Origin of the sequence: Pseudomonas sp. TWR1-1-4, assembly GCF_049897165.1 — a bacterium.
Lineage (GTDB): Bacteria > Pseudomonadota > Gammaproteobacteria > Pseudomonadales > Pseudomonadaceae > Aquipseudomonas > Aquipseudomonas canadensis.
On sequence record NZ_JAFCVS010000004.1, the window covers coordinates 683358 to 699052 of the forward strand.

The 15695-nt window shown below is 60.1% G+C and carries 17 protein-coding genes; 4 read left to right on the forward strand and 13 right to left on the reverse strand.

The window, feature by feature from the left end; genetic code table 11:
- Positions 1-50: 50 nt before the first annotated feature.
- Together ACP7C6_RS15365 and pdeM are read left to right on the forward strand one after the other, a co-directional pair.
- Entirely contained in the window at positions 51-2531 is a 2481-nt protein-coding gene (locus ACP7C6_RS15365) for a ligase-associated DNA damage response DEXH box helicase (protein WP_426108955.1), read from the forward strand.
- Positions 2531-3181: a ligase-associated DNA damage response endonuclease PdeM gene (gene pdeM, locus ACP7C6_RS15370; protein WP_126569961.1), complete on the forward strand. Its 651-nt coding sequence runs from the start codon at positions 2531-2533 to the stop codon at positions 3179-3181. Before ACP7C6_RS15365 ends, pdeM begins: the two co-directional genes overlap by 1 nt.
- Positions 3182-3184: 3 nt before the next feature.
- Here pdeM and ACP7C6_RS15375 read toward each other — a convergent pair whose 3' ends face one another.
- Positions 3185-3382 carry a hypothetical protein gene (locus ACP7C6_RS15375; protein WP_016976883.1) on the reverse strand — a complete coding sequence of 66 codons (198 nt, stop codon included), beginning with the start codon at positions 3380-3382 and terminating at the stop codon, positions 3185-3187.
- A gap of 108 nt (positions 3383-3490) precedes the next feature.
- A complete protein-coding gene (dcd, locus tag ACP7C6_RS15380) occupies positions 3491-4057 on the reverse strand; it encodes a dCTP deaminase (protein WP_010212421.1) in 567 nt (188 codons plus the stop codon).
- Positions 4058-4446: 389 nt separating this feature from the next.
- Between dcd and ACP7C6_RS15385 the strand changes: the two genes are divergently transcribed.
- A complete protein-coding gene (locus tag ACP7C6_RS15385; RefSeq protein WP_002554837.1) occupies positions 4447-4656 on the forward strand; it encodes a cold-shock protein in 210 nt (69 codons plus the stop codon).
- 242 nt (positions 4657-4898) lie between these two features.
- Here the strand turns inward: ACP7C6_RS15385 and rpoS are convergent, their stop codons facing one another.
- From rpoS to ACP7C6_RS15425, 8 genes are all read right to left on the reverse strand, one after another.
- Positions 4899-5903: an RNA polymerase sigma factor RpoS gene (gene rpoS / locus ACP7C6_RS15390; RefSeq protein WP_025855149.1), complete on the reverse strand. Its 1005-nt coding sequence runs from the start codon at positions 5901-5903 to the stop codon at positions 4899-4901.
- Positions 5904-6009: 106 nt separating this feature from the next.
- Positions 6010-6846 carry a peptidoglycan DD-metalloendopeptidase family protein gene (locus tag ACP7C6_RS15395; protein ID WP_426108956.1) on the reverse strand — a complete coding sequence of 279 codons (837 nt, stop codon included), beginning with the start codon at positions 6844-6846 and terminating at the stop codon, positions 6010-6012.
- A gap of 209 nt (positions 6847-7055) precedes the next feature.
- Positions 7056-7691 (reverse strand): protein-L-isoaspartate(D-aspartate) O-methyltransferase, encoded by a 636-nt coding sequence (locus ACP7C6_RS15400; RefSeq protein ID WP_010212427.1) that lies wholly within the window; start codon positions 7689-7691, stop codon positions 7056-7058.
- Positions 7692-7732: 41 nt separating this feature from the next.
- Positions 7733-8482 (reverse strand): 5'/3'-nucleotidase SurE, encoded by a 750-nt coding sequence (surE, locus tag ACP7C6_RS15405; RefSeq protein WP_068931518.1) that lies wholly within the window; start codon positions 8480-8482, stop codon positions 7733-7735.
- On the reverse strand, positions 8470-9528 hold the full coding sequence (gene truD / locus ACP7C6_RS15410) for a tRNA pseudouridine(13) synthase TruD (RefSeq protein WP_028619216.1): 1059 nt from the start codon (positions 9526-9528) through the stop codon (positions 8470-8472). Before truD ends, surE begins: the two co-directional genes overlap by 13 nt.
- Complete coding sequence (ispF, locus tag ACP7C6_RS15415; RefSeq protein WP_012722614.1) at positions 9525-9998, reverse strand: 2-C-methyl-D-erythritol 2,4-cyclodiphosphate synthase; 474 nt, start codon at positions 9996-9998, stop codon at positions 9525-9527. Before ispF ends, truD begins: the two co-directional genes overlap by 4 nt.
- A gap of 54 nt (positions 9999-10052) precedes the next feature.
- A complete protein-coding gene (fghA, locus tag ACP7C6_RS15420) occupies positions 10053-10898 on the reverse strand; it encodes an S-formylglutathione hydrolase (protein ID WP_028619215.1) in 846 nt (281 codons plus the stop codon).
- A gap of 8 nt (positions 10899-10906) precedes the next feature.
- Positions 10907-12019: an S-(hydroxymethyl)glutathione dehydrogenase/class III alcohol dehydrogenase gene (locus ACP7C6_RS15425; RefSeq protein WP_010212435.1), complete on the reverse strand. Its 1113-nt coding sequence runs from the start codon at positions 12017-12019 to the stop codon at positions 10907-10909.
- A gap of 109 nt (positions 12020-12128) precedes the next feature.
- On the opposite strand from ACP7C6_RS15425, the gene ACP7C6_RS15430 reads away from it, so the two are divergent.
- The gene (locus ACP7C6_RS15430) at positions 12129-13028 is read left to right on the forward strand and encodes a LysR substrate-binding domain-containing protein (protein ID WP_028619214.1); all 900 of its coding nucleotides are present in this window, start codon (positions 12129-12131) and stop codon (positions 13026-13028) included.
- A gap of 90 nt (positions 13029-13118) precedes the next feature.
- On the opposite strand, the gene ispD is transcribed toward ACP7C6_RS15430, so the two are convergent.
- The 3 genes from ispD to eno form a co-directional block, all read right to left on the reverse strand.
- Positions 13119-13829: a 2-C-methyl-D-erythritol 4-phosphate cytidylyltransferase gene (gene ispD / locus ACP7C6_RS15435; protein WP_028619213.1), complete on the reverse strand. Its 711-nt coding sequence runs from the start codon at positions 13827-13829 to the stop codon at positions 13119-13121.
- Positions 13826-14104, reverse strand: coding sequence for a cell division protein FtsB (gene ftsB, locus ACP7C6_RS15440; RefSeq protein ID WP_003231201.1), 279 nt, complete (start codon positions 14102-14104; stop codon positions 13826-13828). Before ftsB ends, ispD begins: the two co-directional genes overlap by 4 nt.
- 184 nt (positions 14105-14288) lie before the next feature.
- Positions 14289-15578, reverse strand: coding sequence for a phosphopyruvate hydratase (gene eno, locus ACP7C6_RS15445; RefSeq protein WP_028619212.1), 1290 nt, complete (start codon positions 15576-15578; stop codon positions 14289-14291).
- Positions 15579-15695 lie beyond the last annotated feature (117 nt).

Here is a 15695-nt window from a genome sequence, read left to right on the forward strand (position 1 = left end):
GCCGCTCTGGAGGGTCTGTGGAATAGGCCTTCCAGAGTGTCAGCCGCCCCATGGCAAAACCCACCGATTTCGCCAAACACTGGTTTGCCGCCAAAGGCTGGAAGCCGTTTGCCTTCCAGAAAGGGGTATGGGCGGCGGTCAAGAGCGGCCAATCGGGGCTGCTGCATGCCAGCACCGGTGCGGGTAAAACCTATGCGCTGTGGTTCGCCGCCCTCAACCGCTTCGCCATCACTCGCCCACCTGTAACCGCTAAACGCAAACCACCCGCTGAGCCGCTGACGGTGCTGTGGATCACGCCCATGCGCGCGCTGGCCGCCGACACCGCCCGCGCCCTTGAAGCCCCGCTTGAGGCGTTGCAAATTCCCTGGAGCGTCGGCCTGCGCACCGGCGACACCAGCAGCGGCGAGCGCGCACGCCAGACCCGCCGCCAGCCCACCGCACTGGTCACCACCCCGGAAAGCCTGACGCTGATGCTGGCGCGTGCCGACAGCGAAGTGAGCCTGGCGCACCTGCGCATGGTGGTGGTGGATGAATGGCATGAGCTGATCGGCAACAAGCGCGGTGTGCAGTTGCAACTGGCCTTGGCGCGCCTGCGGCGCTGGCATCCCGAATTGATGGTGTGGGGGATTTCGGCCACCTTGGGTAACCAATCCCACGCACTGGAGGTGTTGGTTCCACAAGGCGACGGGATCAATGTGCAGGGGCAGACGGCTAAACAGTTGGTCATCGACACCTTATTGCCCCCCGTGACCGAACGCTTTCCGTGGGCCGGGCATATTGGTTTGAAGATGCTGCCCCAGGTGGTGGCGCAAGTGGACGCCAGCAGCAGTTGCCTGGTGTTTACCAATACGCGGGCGCAGTCGGAGATTTGGTTCCAGGCATTGCTGGACGCCCGCCCCGATTGGGCTGGGGTGATTGCGCTGCACCATGGTTCGCTGTCCCGAGAGACCCGTGACTGGGTGGAACGGGCCTTGAAAGACGGCCAGCTCAAAGCGGTGGTGTGCACCTCAAGCCTGGACCTGGGGGTGGACTTCCTGCCGGTGGAGCGGGTGTTGCAGATCGGTTCGGCCAAAGGCATAGCGCGGCTGATGCAGCGCGCCGGGCGCTCGGGGCATGCACCGGGACGGCCGTCGAGGGTGACATTGGTGCCCACCCATAGCCTTGAGCTGGTTGAAGCCGCCGCCGCCCAGGATGCGATCGCGCAACGGCGTATCGAAGCGCGGGAATCGCCGTACAAGCCGTTGGATGTACTCGTACAGCACTTGGTCAGCATGGCATTGGGGGGTGGCTTCACGCCTGAGGCCTTGCTGACGGAAGTGCGCGGCGCCTGGGCCTATCACGACCTGACGGATGAAGACTGGGCCTGGGCCCTGGGTTTTGTGCGGCATGGTGGGCTGTCGTTGACCGCCTATCCGGATTATCGCCGGGTGGAACCGGACGAAGACGGTATCTGGCGTGTCCCGGATGCCCGGCTGGCGCGGCGCCATCGAATGAGCGTGGGCACCATCGTCAGTGATGCGAGCATCCACTTGAAATTCTGGAGCAAGGGCGGTGGCGGCAAGAACCTGGGCAGTGTCGAGGAGGGGTTTATTGCGCGGCTAAAGCCGGGAGATGGCTTTCTGTTCGCCGGCCGCCTGCTGGAGTTGGTGCGCGTGGAAAACATGACCGCCTATGTACGTCGCAGCACTGCCAAGAAAGCCGCCGTGCCGCGCTGGAATGGCGGACGCATGCCGCTTTCCAATGAGCTGGCGCAAGCGGTGGTGGAACGCTTTGATGCAGCGGCCCATGGCCGCTTCGAGGGACCGGAGATGCAAGCGGTGCAACCTTTGTTGCAAACGCAGTTACGCTGGTCCGGCTTGCCGACGCGCGAACATCTGCTGGCAGAGGCGCTGAAGTCACGGGAAGGCTGGCACCTGTTCCTCTATCCCTTTGCCGGGCGCCAAGTGCACCTGGGTTTGGCGAGCCTGCTGGCGTGGCGTGTGAGTCAACAGCAGGCGGTGACATTTTCGATCGCAGTCAATGATTACGGGCTGGAGTTATTGAGTGCCACTGCAGTGGATTGGCCGGCATTGCTGAATGATGCGCTACTGAGCCCTGAACATTTGCGGGAAGACGTGGCGGCCAGCCTGAATGCCGGGGAGCTGGCCCTGCGCCGCTTCCGTGAGATCGCTCGCATTGCCGGGCTGGTGTTTGCCGGCTATCCAGGCGCACCAAAAAGTACGCGGCAAGTGCAGGCCTCCAGCGGTTTGTTCTTTGAGGTGTTCAAGCAGTACGACCCGCAGAATCTGTTGCTGGCTCAGGCAGGCGAAGAAGTCTTACGCGATGAGCTGGATATTCGTCGGCTGGAAGAGACGTTGCGCCATCTTTGCGCGCTGAAACTGGACTTGCATCCGATCGAACGACCTACACCCCTGGCCTTTCCATTGTTGGTTGAACGGATGCGCGAAAGCCTGAGTTCGGAAAAACTCTCGGAACGCATCGCACGCATGGTCAAGGACCTGGAAAAAGTCGCGGATAACGGAAAGCGCTGATGGTGTGCACGGTGAGGCTGGAGGGTGAAGAACTATGGTTACTGGCGGACAAGGCGGTCTACTGGCCTGCACGCCAATGCCTGATGATCGCCGATGCGCATTTCGGCAAAGCCTCGGCGTATCGCAGCCTGGGGCAACCGGTGCCGCAAGGCACCACCACCGAGAACTTGCAGCGCCTGGACCGGCTGCTCTCAGCGCTACCCTGTGCTCAGGTGATTTTTCTCGGCGATTTCCTGCACGGCCCGGGATCGCACGCCAGTGGCACGTTGGGCGCTTTAAGAAGCTGGCGAGCGCTTAATCCTGACCTACCCATGACCTTAATTCGTGGCAATCACGACAAACGCGCGGGGGACCCGCCCGAGGACTTGAGGATAGAGGTGGTCACGGAGCCGCTGCTGATAGGCCCTTTTGCCTTGCAGCACGAACCTGACGCCCACCCCAGCCACCACGTGCTGGCGGGGCATGTGCATCCGGTGTATCGGTTACGTGGCAAGGGACGACAGAGCTTAAGGCTGCCGTGCTTTGTGGTCGGTGCCCGAGTGAGCCTGCTGCCGGCGTTCGGTGCATTTACCGGCGGGCATAGAGTGGAACAGGACAATGACCGCCGAATCTATGTGATTGGCGATCATGACGTCTGGCCAGTGGGTTAGGGATCAGGCAACCGGCGCGGGTGGCGGCTCGTCCGGCAGGGTCGGCTCGCCAGGCTCGGTCGGTTGTGGGTAATCCGGCTCGGGTTGACCGGGGATGCCGCCCGCATAAGCAGGGTCGGCCATCAGGGACCAGGCCAGAACGCCAATCTGATTGGGTTCAAGCCGGGCAAGTTCTGCGCTTATTCGCGGGTCGAGCTTCATAAAGTACTCCTCAAGCGTGGCCCGGCGCGTTTTACACGCACCGGGGCAGTACACCTAGATAGAGTCGCTTTTTGCAGACTAATTCCCTTTACGCGTAGGAGCTTTCGATCAAGCGCGTGGGAGAGTGACGCCGCGCTGGCCCTGATACTTGCCTGCACGGTCTTTGTAGGACACTTCACAGGCCTCGTCGGACTGCAGGAACAGCATCTGCGCCACGCCTTCGTTGGCGTAGATTTTCGCCGGTAGCGTGGTGGTGTTGGAGAACTCCAGGGTCACGTGGCCTTCCCACTCGGGTTCAAGCGGTGTCACGTTGACGATGATGCCGCAGCGCGCGTAGGTGCTTTTACCCAGGCAGATGGTCAGCACGTCACGGGGAATACGGAAGAATTCCACGGTGCGCGCCAGGGCGAAGGAGTTCGGCGGAATGATGCACACGTCGCTCTTGACGTCGACGAAGCTCTTTTCGTCAAAGTTCTTTGGATCGACGATCGCCGAATTGATGTTGGTGAACACCTTGAACTCATCGGCGCAGCGCACATCGTAGCCGTAGCTGGAAACGCCGTAGGAAATCACCGGTGCATCGCCCTGACCACGGATCTGGCGCTCGACGAACGGTTCGATCATGCCGTGTTCCTGCGCCATGCGGCGAATCCACTTGTCCGATTTGATGCTCATGGCGGGTGTCCTGAATAGCGAGGTGGAAAAATTCTGTGGGGCATCTTACCGGGGCTGGCGTTGGGGTTCAAAGGCCGCAGGGCTTTTCTTGACGAATGTGCCTGCTCCTATAAGCCGCGCCCAGTGGGGCCGGGACCTGTGCTGGCATGTCCGGTGAGCGGAAATACCACCGCCAGTCACGAATTTGGAGAAACCTTCGGAAATATCATTGGCACGTCCCGGAAAAAGGGTTAAGGTGGCGCCACTGTGCTGCTTGTGTCACTGAGAATCTCTACACGATATGTTGAATTTCGATCCAACCATCTCCAAGAATTTTTCCTGCTCTTTGCACTCAGTCTCGGCCAGGGCTTTTCCTGAGTCGCAGTTAACTTTGTCCAAGGAGATACACCATGTCTAATCGCCAAACTGGTACCGTTAAGTGGTTCAACGATGAAAAAGGCTTCGGCTTCATCACTCCACAATCCGGTGACGACCTGTTCGTTCACTTCAAAGCTATCCAATCCGACGGCTTCAAAAGCCTGAAAGAAGGCCAACAGGTTTCTTTCATCGCTACCCGCGGTCAGAAAGGCATGCAAGCTGAAGAAGTTCAAGTTATCTAACTTGTACTGACTTAGTCGAAAAGACCCCGCCCTTAAAAGCGGGGTTTTTTTATGCCTGGGATTCGGTGCTACACCCTCCCCTGTAGGAGCCCGGCTTGCCGGAGATGGCGGTCTTGAGGGCCTCATCACCGGCAAGCCGGGCTCCTACAGGGGCAGTGTTGGCAACGAATGATCAGCGCACAGCAAAACGCCCGGTGCATTCCCATGCACCGGGCGTTTTGTCATAGCGGTCTTATCAATCGTTACTGAAACAACGACTCACTCGACAAGCCATTCTTCTCCAGGATCTCACGCAAGCGCTTGAGCCCTTCTACCTGGATCTGCCGCACCCGCTCACGGGTCAGGCCGATCTCCAGGCCTACATCCTCCAGGGTGCTGCTCTCATGGCCGCGCAGGCCGAAGCGGCGAATCACCACCTCACGCTGCTTGTCCGTGAGTTCCGACAGCCACTGGTCAATGCTTTGGGAAAGATCATCGTCCTGCAACAGCTCGCAAGGATCTGTAGGGCGATCATCCGTCAGGGTGTCGAGCAGGGTTTTATCCGAATCAGGACCCAGCGAGACATCGACCGAAGACACGCGCTCATTCAAGCCGAGCATGCGTTTGACCTCCCCTACCGGTTTCTCCAGCAGGTTGGCGATCTCTTCGGGCGAAGGTTCATGATCGAGTTTCTGGGTAAGCTCACGCGCTGCCCGCAGGTAGACGTTGAGCTCCTTGACCACATGGATCGGCAACCGGATCGTGCGGGTCTGATTCATGATCGCCCGTTCGATGGTCTGGCGAATCCACCAGGTGGCATAGGTCGAAAAGCGGAAGCCACGCTCGGGGTCGAACTTCTCCACAGCCCGGATCAGGCCCAGGTTGCCTTCCTCGATCAGGTCCAACAGGGACAGCCCACGATTGACGTAGCGCCGGGCGATTTTCACCACCAGGCGCAGGTTGCTTTCAATCATGCGCTTGCGCCCAGCCGGGTCGCCCTTTTGCGACAATCGCGCAAAATGGACTTCTTCTTCGGGGGTCAGCAGAGGGGAAAAGCCGATTTCATTGAGGTACAGCTGAGTGGCATCGAGCGCCCGTGTGTAGTCAATGTACTTGTGTTGCTTTAACGCGGTGGAGTTCTTGGATTTGGTGCGAACTGAAGGTACAGCAGGTCCCTCATTCGACATCGATTCCGTAGCGATACCGGTCTCCATAAGGAGAACCTCATCGTCGATGTCAAACTCCGGCGCTTCTTTACTGAGAGCCATTGTTATAGTCCTTTGGTGAGTTCGACCTCAAGCTCAAGCGGCGCCTTTATCCTTGGCAACGCTGGAGCCTGTTCCTTCTACGTGAGGGAACAGGCTGTGCAACACATCAACGACGGGGTAGGAATTGCAGCGGATCTACAGGTTTCCCTTGGCGGCGAATCTCAAAGTGCAGTTTCACCCGGTCTGTACCAGTTGACCCCATTTCGGCAATTGTCTGTCCGACCTTGACCTGCTGCCCCTCCCGAACCAACAGCCTACGGTTATGGCCGTAAGCACTGACGTAGGTATCGCTGTGTTTGATGATGACCAGCTCGCCGTAGCCCCGTAAACCACTCCCGGCGTACACCACTGTCCCATCAGACGCAGCTAAAACAGGCTGTCCCAAATCTCCGGCGATATCAATGCCTTTATTCAAACTACCGTTTGAAGAGAATTTTCCAATTAACACTCCGTTTGAAGGCCATCCCCAACCGGTCGGTGCAGGCCCGGCAGGTGGCAACGGCGCGGGTGCCGGCTTGGCCGAAGGGGCCGGCGTGGCGGTGCCCGCAGGCCGGGTGATGATGGTAGTTTTGCTCGATGACGACGGCGAAGATCCGGTGTTTGTCACAACTGCCGTAGGCGTTGAACCGGTGCGCCCGTCGAAGCGAATCGTCTGACCCGGATGTATCGTGTAGGGCACAGGAATATTGTTACGAGCTGCAAGTGCCTTGTAATCCCAACCATAACGGAAGGCGATCGAGAACATCGTGTCGCCCTTGCGCACCACGTATTGCCCGGTGGTCACCGTCGGTTTCTGCGGGACCGCATTATTACGGTCAACCACCCGCGCGCCGCTGCTTGGCGAGCTGGAGCATCCTACCAACACGGAACTGAAGACGAGGCCAAGCACCAGTCGATGAAAGCTTGTTTTACTCATACGCTGCGCAAGACCTGTGAGACTCACCCGCCGCTCCCTTTGTGGTGGCTGAACATGAATGCCTGTATCAGGCTTGAAATATGACGCAAGTATAACTGGGCATTGGCTTTTTACCGGCACACGACTGAAACGAAAAGTTCATCGCGTTTAATGCCGACGCCCGATCATGTTGACTCGATGGACCCCGCCGTAAGACACATCCCCGCCAACAGAATTCAATGCCTGCAAACAAATGCTCAGGCCAGCGGCCCGTTGAGCAGCGGCACGAAGCGCACAGCGCCCAGTACATGCCGGGAAAAACCTTCTTCCTCACGGATAATGAGCATCAATTGTTGCACTTCTCCGGAGCCCACCGGGATGACCAGCCGTCCGCCTGGAGCAAGTTGATCGAGCAACGCTTGGGGCACATCGGTAGCCACGGCGGTGACGATAATGCCGTTGTAAGGCGCCAGCGCCGGCCAGCCTTCCCAGCCATCGCCCCAGCGAAACACCACGTTGCGCAGGTTCAACTCGACCAGGCGTTCCTTGGCACGGTCTTGCAGCACCTTGATGCGCTCGACCGAGAACACCCGCTCCACCAGTTGCGCCAGCACGGCGGTCTGGTAGCCGGAGCCGGTACCGATCTCCAGCACTTTGTCCAAAGGCCCCGCCGCCAACAGCAGCTCGCTCATGCGCGCCACCATATACGGCTGGGAGATGGTCTGGTTGTGGCCGATGGGCAGCGCGGTGTCTTCGTAGGCTCGGTGCGCCAGGGCCTCATCGACAAACAGATGCCGAGGCGTGCGCCGGATCACTTCCAGCACCTGAGCGTTGGACAACCCCTCTTCGTACAAGCGCTGGATCAAGCGTTCGCGGGTACGCTGGGACGTCATCCCGATCCCCCGGCGCAGCAAGTCGTCTTGTTCACGGCCCATCAGCGCAGCCCCTCCAGCCAGCCATCGAGACCACTGAAGGCATCACTGAAGGTGCGATCAAATTGCAACGGGGTAATCGACACATAGCCTTGCATCACGGCATGAAAGTCCGTGCCCTCACCGCCATCTTCCGCATCACCCGCTGCCGCAATCCAATAGCCTTCCTTGCCACGCGGGTCGACCACCTTCAACGGCGCCGCCGCGCGGGCACGATGCCCCAGGCGCGTCAGTTGGATGCCGCGAATATGGTCGAGGGGCAAGTTGGGAATATTGACGTTGAGCACCGTGCGCGGCGGCAGGCTCAGGGAACCATGGGCTTCGACCAGCTTGCGCGCGAAATACGCAGCAGTCGGCAAGTTATCCAGCTGGCGCGAAGCAAACGAAAAGGCGAACGCCGTACGCCCCAGGAAGCGACCTTCAAGCGCCGCCGCCACGGTGCCGGAATACAGCACGTCGTCGCCCAGGTTGGCGCCGAGGTTGATACCCGACACCACCAGGTCCGGCTCATGATCCAGCAGGCTGTTGATCGCCAGGTGGACGCAGTCGGTGGGGGTGCCGTTCACGCTGATAAAGCCATTGGCCAGGACTTGCGGGTGCAGCGGACGGTCGAGCGTCAGCGAACTGCTGGCGCCGCTCTTGTCCTGGTCGGGGGCAACCACCACGCACTCGGCGTAATCTTCCAGCGCAGCATAGAGCGCGGCAAGACCGGGTGCGGTGGCACCGTCATCGTTTGATATCAGAATACGCATGGGTTGTCCGTCTGCCCCACCGGCACCAGATCAACAAGCTCGCGCACCAAGACAGTGGCGAAGCATCCGGCCGGCAGGACGAATTCCAATTGCAGAATGTCCAGCGAGGGATAATGCCACGTCAAACCGCCAATGGGCAGTCGCAGAATGCGACGTTCCTGGCTCATGCCGGCATTCACCAGCCAATCACGCAAGTCGGCTTCACCGGCGGCGACCGCCTGTTCAAGCTCAAAAGTTGCCCCCGTGGCAGGAGAATCACCTTCGCCCCACTGTGGTCCGGTCGGGTGCAGGTCCAGGATCGCCAAGCGTGGGTCGCTGCATTCAGCCTCCCCCGCCGGGAAAAAACTGCGGCTGTCGGTAAAGGCCAGCAAGTCGCCGACCTGGGCGCGCTGCCATGAACCGTCGGCCACACGCGCCGCCAACACTTTGTTGAACAGGAAGCTGCGCGCCGTGGACAGCAACCGCGATCGCACGTTGCGCTGTTCCGGCAACGCCTTGCGCGCGGCCCACTCACGGGCGTCGACCACGTTGCCGCCGTTGTGGCCAAAACGCTGCGCGCCGAAGTAGTTGGGAATGCCGTGTTGTGCAATCAGTTGCAACCGCGCGTCGATGGCGGCGGTGTCACCGGCCAACTGGGTCAGGCGCAAGGTGAAACCATTGGCTGAGTGCGCACCGCGTTGCAGCTTGCGCTTGTGACGGGCGGTCTTGAGGACCTTGAGCGTGTCGTTCTCCGCCGCGCTCATGTCCGGATCGGCCTTGCCGGGCAGTTGCACGCTGAACCATTGGCGGGTCAACGCCTGGCGATCCTTGAGCCCGGCGTAGCTGACCGTGCGCAGTGGCACGCCCGCCGCCTTGGCGATGCGCCGCGCGGCTTCTTCTGTATTGAGGCCGCGCTTTTCAACCCACAACCACAAGTGCTCACCCTCGCCGGTCAGCGGTATATCCAGCACTTCATCAACCTGGAAGTCTTCGGCCGTCGCTTTCAGTACCGCGCTGCCCAGAGCTTCGCCATAGGCTCGTGGACCCAACAGTTGCACGTCATTCATGCGCGCAGCAACAAGGCGACGGAGTGCACGGCGATGCCCTCTTCACGACCGGTAAAGCCGAGCTTTTCGGTAGTAGTGGCTTTCACGTTCACTTGATCCAGTTCAATTTGCAGATCCGCGGCAATCAGCGCACGCATCGACTCGATATGAGGGGCCATCTTCGGCGCCTGGGCCACGATGGTGTTGTCAACGTTGCCAACCTTCCAGCCTTTGGCGTGGATCAGGCCAACCACATGGCGCAGCAGTACACGGCTGTCCGCGCCCTTGAAGGTCGGGTCGGTGTCCGGAAAGTGCTTGCCGATATCGCCCAACGCCGCCGCGCCGAGCAAGGCATCGCTCAAGGCATGCAACACAACGTCGCCGTCGGAATGAGCTAGCAACCCATGGTGGTGTGCAATGCGCACGCCGCCCAGGGTGATGAAATCGCCTTCGGCGAAACGGTGCACATCGTAGCCGTGGCCAATACGCATAAAAAAACGCCCCGATTTAATTCAGGGCGTGATTCTACCTACTTTTACCTCACATTAACCGAGCAAAGCACGGCCATGGTGTCGCAAATGGTCTTCGATGAAGCTGGCGATAAAGAAGTAGCTGTGGTCGTAGCCGGGTTGCAGGCGCAGTTCCAGCGGATGGTTGGCCGCCTTGGCCGCTTGCTGCAGGGCTTCAGGCTTGAGTTGCACAGCGAGGAAGTCGTCGCGATCGCCCTGGTCCACCAGCAGCGGCAGCTTTTCCGAGGCCTCGCTGATCAACACGCAGGCATCCCATTCGCGCCATTTCGAGCGCTCTTCACCCAAATAACGCGAGAAGGCTTTCTGGCCCCACGGGCAATCCATCGGGTTGTTGATCGGCGAAAACGCCGACACCGACAGGTATCGCCCGGGATTGCGCAAGGCACACACCAACGCCCCGTGGCCGCCCATGGAGTGGCCGCTGATGCCGCGTTTGTCCGAAGCCGGGAAATGCGCTTCAACCAATGCCGGCAATTCCTGCACCACGTAGTCATGCATCCGGTAGTGCTTGGCCCAGGGTTCCTGGGTGGCATTCAGGTAGAAGCCGGCGCCGAGGCCGAAATCCCAGGCGTTGTCTGGATCGCCCGGCACACCCGGCCCACGCGGGCTGGTGTCCGGCGCGACGATGATCAAGCCCAGCTCGGCAGCCATGCGCTGGGCGCCGGCCTTCTGCATGAAGTTCTCGTCGGTGCAGGTCAGGCCGGACAGCCAGTACAGCACCGGCAACTTGCCGCCCTCTTCCGCTTGCGGCGGCAGGTAGACGGCGAACGTCATGTCGCAACCGAGCACATCGGAATGATGCTTGTAGCGTTTATGCCAGCCGCCGAAGCTTTTCTGGCACGACAGGTTTTCCAGACTCATGGTCGACCTCAGAAGTGGATGACGGTACGAATGCTCTTGCCTTCATGCATCAGGTCAAACGCTTTGTTGATGTCTTCCAGGCCCATGGTGTGGGTGATGAAGGTGTCCAGCGGGATCTCCCCGGTCTGGGCCATTTCCACATAGCTTGGCAATTCGCTGCGGCCGCGCACGCCGCCGAAGGCCGAACCGCGCCAGACGCGACCGGTCACCAACTGGAACGGACGGGTGGCGATTTCCTGGCCGGCACCGGCAACGCCGATGATCACCGACTCGCCCCAACCTTTGTGGCAGCACTCAAGGGCGGCGCGCATCAGTTGCACGTTGCCGATGCATTCGAAGGAGAAGTCCACGCCGCCATCGGTGAGGTCGACGATCACGTCCTGGATCGGGCGATCGTAATCTTTCGGGTTGATGCAGTCGGTGGCGCCCAGTTGCTTGGCGATTTCGAACTTGGCCGGGTTGATATCGATGGCAATGATGCGGCCAGCCTTGGCCTTGACCGCGCCGATCACCGCCGACAGGCCAATGCCGCCTAGGCCGAAGATGGCCACGGTGTCGCCCGGCTTGACCTTGGCGGTATTGATCACCGCGCCGATGCCGGTGGTGACGCCACAGCCCAGCAGGCAGACTTTTTCCAGCGGGGCTTCTTTAGGAATCTTGGCCACGGAAATTTCCGGCAACACGGTGTACTCGGAAAAAGTCGAGGTGCCCATGTAGTGGAAAATCGGCTGGCCTTTATAGGAGAAACGCGTGGTGCCGTCCGGCATCAGGCCTTTGCCCTGGGTGGAACGGATGGCCTGGCACAGGTTGGTCTTGCCCGACAGGCAGAACTTGCACTTGCCGCATTCCGGGGTGTACAGCGGGATCACGTGATCACCCACCGCTACCGACGTCACGCCCTCGCCAATCGCCTCAACCACCGCACCACCTTCATGACCGAGGATCGACGGGAAGATGCCTTCCGGGTCGGCGCCCGACAGGGTGTAGGCGTCGGTATGGCAGACACCGGAGGCGACCACCCGCAACAGCACTTCGCCAGCCTTCGGCATGGCGACATCCACTTCGACGATCTCAAGGGGCTTTTTGGCTTCGAAAGCTACGGCAGCGCGGGACTTGATCATCCGGGTTTCTCCAGGCGGTTAAAAATTGAGACGGTGAGTGTAAAACATGGCTGACTGATGAATAATCCGGGCAAAAGCAAAACTTTATTGCTGTACAGGGATAATCATCATGTTGGAAAACCGCTGGGAAGGCATCGACGAGTTTGTCGCGGTCGCCGAATGCAGTCAGTTCACGGCAGCGGCGGAACGCCTGGGAGTGTCGTCGTCCCACATCAGTCGTCAAGTGGCGCGCCTGGAAGAACGCCTGCAAACGCGGCTGCTGTACCGCAGTACGCGCAAGGTGACCCTCACCGAAGCGGGCCAGACGTTCCTGCAACATTGCCAACGCCTGCAGGACGGTCGCGAAGAAGCCTTGCGCGCAGTGGGCGACCTCACCAGCGAACCCAAGGGCATGTTGCGCATGACCTGCGCAGTGGCGTACGGCGAGCGTTTTATCGTGCCGCTGGTCACCCGCTTCATGGCGCTCTATCCGCAGTTGCGCGTGGATATTGAGCTGAGCAACCGCCAGTTGGACCTAGTGCACGAAGGCCTCGACCTGGCGATCCGCCTGGGGCGATTGCAGGATTCGCGCATGGTCGCCAGCCGACTGGCACCGAGGCGCATGTACTTGTGCGCGTCACCGTCCTACCTGGCGCGGTATGGTCGGCCACATAGCTTGTCGGAGTTGAGTCGGCACAACTGCTTGATCGGCAGCTCTGATATCTGGCAATTGGCCCAGGAAGGGCGGGAATTTTCCCAGCGGGTGCAGGGGAACTGGCGCTGCAATAGTGGGCAAGCGGTGCTGGACGCAGCGTTGCAAGGTGTGGGGTTGTGCCAGTTGCCGGACTATTACGTGCTGGAGCACCTGCACAGTGGCGCGTTGGTGTCGTTGCTGGAGGCGCATCAGCCACCGAATACGGCGGTGTGGGCACTGTATCCGCAGCAGCGGCATTTGTCGCCGAAGGTCAGGAAGTTGGTGGATTTTTTGAAGGAGGGGTTGGCCGAGCGGCCAGAGTACAACGCACTGTAGGAGCGAGCTTGCTCGCGAAAAGCCTGAGAGCGCCGCGTTAACCCAGACGAACCGCGTTATCGTTGACGTTTTTCGCGAGCAAGCTCGCTCCTACAGAGATCGATTCGCCCACCGCAGGCGTAGCCACTCCAGATCTTCTGGCCGGGTCACCTTGATATTGTCCGAGCGCCCTTCGATCAGGCGTGGCGCCTGGCCGGACCATTCCATGGCCGAGGCTTCGTCGGTGATAACGGCATCCGCCACCAGGCTGTCGGCCAACGCGCGATGCAAGGCGCCGAGGCGGAACATCTGCGGCGTGTAGGCCTGCCAGATCAGGCTGCGGTCGACGGTCTCGACCACACGACCATGCTTGTCGACACGCTTGAGGGTGTCGCGGGCCGGTACGGCCAGCAAGCCGCCGACCGGGTCGTCCGCCAGTTCGGCGAGTAACCTGTCCAGATCATCACGGCTCAAGTTCGGCCGTGCCGCATCGTGGACCAGCACCCAATCGTCATCGCTGGCGCCTAGGGCATTAAGTTGCAGCAGCGCATTGAGCACAGACCCCGAACGCTCGTCGCCGCCGTCCGCACGCACAATGCGTGGATCGTTGGCGCAAGGCAAGGCTGGCCAGTAAGGATCGTCTACAGCAAGACTGACCACCAGCCCTTTCAGGTCTGGATGGTCAAGAAAACAGCCAAGGCTGTGTTCGAGAATAGTGCGCCCGCCCAGTTGCAAATATTGCTTGGGGCGGTCCGCGGCCATACGGGCACCGACGCCCGCGGCAGGAATCACGGCCCAGAAGGCCGGCAAGCGGTGGTTCATTGGGCCAACTGGTAGAGGGTTTCGCCCTCCTTGACCATGCCCAGTTCATGACGAGCCCGCTCTTCCACGGTCTCCGTACCTTTTTTCAGCTCAAGCACTTCGGCATCGAGGACGCGGTTACGCTCCAGCAGGATCTCGTTTTCGGCGTGCTGTGCAGCAATTTGCTCGGTCAGGTCTTTTACCTGCGCAAAGCTGCCATTACCCACCCATAGGCGGTACTGCAGGCCAGCCAGCAACAAGAGCAAGACGAGGAACAACCAATTGGGACTGCGCATCGAATATCGGGTATCCAGTGAATAAAGACAGCCATGCAAAACTTTTGAAGCAACTGATAGCACGAAGCCTGGAAGAACCAGGCTTGTGCTTGATAGCCATCAGATTAGCGTCGAAATCCACACTGTCGTGAGTTTTCCGACGCAATCCGCTGACTTTTTACCATGCCTTACCATCAAGTAGCGATCAGCCGCGAAACTCGCCGCGACCGTTGTACTTGGCCTTGCCCGCCAGTTGCTCTTCGATACGCAGCAATTGGTTGTACTTGGAAACGCGGTCGGAACGGCACAGGGAACCGGTCTTGATCTGGCCCGCCGAGGTGCCCACGGCCAGGTCGGCAATGGTCGAGTCTTCGGTTTCGCCGGAGCGGTGGGAGATCACGGCGGTGTAGCCCGCAGCCTTGGCCATCTGGATGGCTTCCAGGGTTTCGGTCAGGGTGCCGATCTGGTTGAACTTGATCAGGATCGAGTTGGCGATCTTTTTATCGATGCCTTCTTTCAGGATCTTAGTGTTGGTCACGAACAAGTCGTCGCCCACCAGTTGGATTTTCTCGCCGATCTTGTCGGTAAGGATTTTCCAGCCATCCCAGTCGGACTCGTCCAGGCCGTCTTCGATCGAGATGATCGGGTAGCGCTGGGTCAGGCCCTTCAGGTAGTCAGCAAAACCTTCGGAGTTGAACACCTGGCCTTCGCCGGACAGGTTGTATTTACCGTCTTCGTAGAACTCGCTGGCCGCGCAGTCCAGGGCCAGGGTCACGTCGGTGCCCAGCTTGTAGCCAGCGTTGGCGACGGCTTCGGAGATCACTTTCAGTGCATCTTCGTTGGACGCCAGGTTCGGTGCGAAACCACCTTCGTCACCCACCGCAGTGCTCAGGCCACGGGCCTTCAGTACCGCTTTGAGGTGATGGAAAATCTCGGTGCCCATGCGCAGGCCTTCGGAGAAGGACTTGGCGCCCACCGGCTGCACCATGAATTCCTGGATGTCGACGTTGTTATCGGCATGCTCGCCACCGTTGATGATGTTCATCATCGGCACCGGCATCGAGTACACGCCCGGCGTGCCGTTCAGGTTGGCAATGTGCGCGTACAGCGGCAGGTCCTGATCCTGGGCAGCAGCCTTGGCAGCGGCCAGGGACACGGCGAGGATGGCGTTGGCGCCCAGGCTGCCTTTGTTTTCGGTGCCGTCGAGCTTGATCATCGCGTGGTCCAGGGCTTTCTGGTCCAGCGGGTCCTTACCCAGCAACAGGTCACGGATCGGGCCGTTGATGTTGGCTACAGCCTTGAGTACACCCTTGCCCAGGTAACGGCTCTTGTCGCCATCACGCAGTTCCAGCGCTTCGCGCGAACCGGTGGAAGCACCGGACGGCGCGCAGGCGCTGCCGATGATGCCGTTATCGAGAAGCACGTCGGCTTCGACGGTGGGGTTGCCACGGGAGTCGAGAACTTCACGACCTTTGATGTCGACGATTTTTGCCATTGTTGTAAACACTCCAAAGTTGACGAAAACGACGCAGCTGAAGGAAATCTTTTGACCGACCGCAAGGGTGGAACAACGAGGCAGGCTTGCAGACGACAAGGCTCAGGCCCGCAGGCC

What these genes read in the sequence shown, in the direction of transcription:
- ispD (WP_028619213.1), bottom strand. Translation starts at nt 13,829, where the DNA reads ATGAACCACCGCTTGCCGGCCTTCTGGGCCGTGATTCCTGCCGCGGGC.
- ACP7C6_RS15365 (WP_426108955.1), top strand. Translation starts at nt 51, where the DNA reads ATGGCAAAACCCACCGATTTCGCCAAACACTGGTTTGCCGCCAAAGGC.
- surE (WP_068931518.1), bottom strand. Translation starts at nt 8,482, where the DNA reads ATGCGTATTCTGATATCAAACGATGACGGTGCCACCGCACCCGGTCTT.
- ACP7C6_RS15430 (WP_028619214.1), top strand. Translation starts at nt 12,129, where the DNA reads ATGTTGGAAAACCGCTGGGAAGGCATCGACGAGTTTGTCGCGGTCGCC.
- ACP7C6_RS15400 (WP_010212427.1), bottom strand. Translation starts at nt 7,691, where the DNA reads ATGACGTCCCAGCGTACCCGCGAACGCTTGATCCAGCGCTTGTACGAA.
- dcd (WP_010212421.1), bottom strand. Translation starts at nt 4,057, where the DNA reads ATGAGCATCAAATCGGACAAGTGGATTCGCCGCATGGCGCAGGAACAC.
- ftsB (WP_003231201.1), bottom strand. Translation starts at nt 14,104, where the DNA reads ATGCGCAGTCCCAATTGGTTGTTCCTCGTCTTGCTCTTGTTGCTGGCT.
- rpoS (WP_025855149.1), bottom strand. Translation starts at nt 5,903, where the DNA reads ATGGCTCTCAGTAAAGAAGCGCCGGAGTTTGACATCGACGATGAGGTT.
- ACP7C6_RS15375 (WP_016976883.1), bottom strand. Translation starts at nt 3,382, where the DNA reads ATGAAGCTCGACCCGCGAATAAGCGCAGAACTTGCCCGGCTTGAACCC.
- ACP7C6_RS15425 (WP_010212435.1), bottom strand. Translation starts at nt 12,019, where the DNA reads ATGATCAAGTCCCGCGCTGCCGTAGCTTTCGAAGCCAAAAAGCCCCTT.
- ACP7C6_RS15385 (WP_002554837.1), top strand. Translation starts at nt 4,447, where the DNA reads ATGTCTAATCGCCAAACTGGTACCGTTAAGTGGTTCAACGATGAAAAA.
- truD (WP_028619216.1), bottom strand. Translation starts at nt 9,528, where the DNA reads ATGAATGACGTGCAACTGTTGGGTCCACGAGCCTATGGCGAAGCTCTG.
- ispF (WP_012722614.1), bottom strand. Translation starts at nt 9,998, where the DNA reads ATGCGTATTGGCCACGGCTACGATGTGCACCGTTTCGCCGAAGGCGAT.
- eno (WP_028619212.1), bottom strand. Translation starts at nt 15,578, where the DNA reads ATGGCAAAAATCGTCGACATCAAAGGTCGTGAAGTTCTCGACTCCCGT.
- pdeM (WP_126569961.1), top strand. Translation starts at nt 2,531, where the DNA reads ATGGTGTGCACGGTGAGGCTGGAGGGTGAAGAACTATGGTTACTGGCG.
- fghA (WP_028619215.1), bottom strand. Translation starts at nt 10,898, where the DNA reads ATGAGTCTGGAAAACCTGTCGTGCCAGAAAAGCTTCGGCGGCTGGCAT.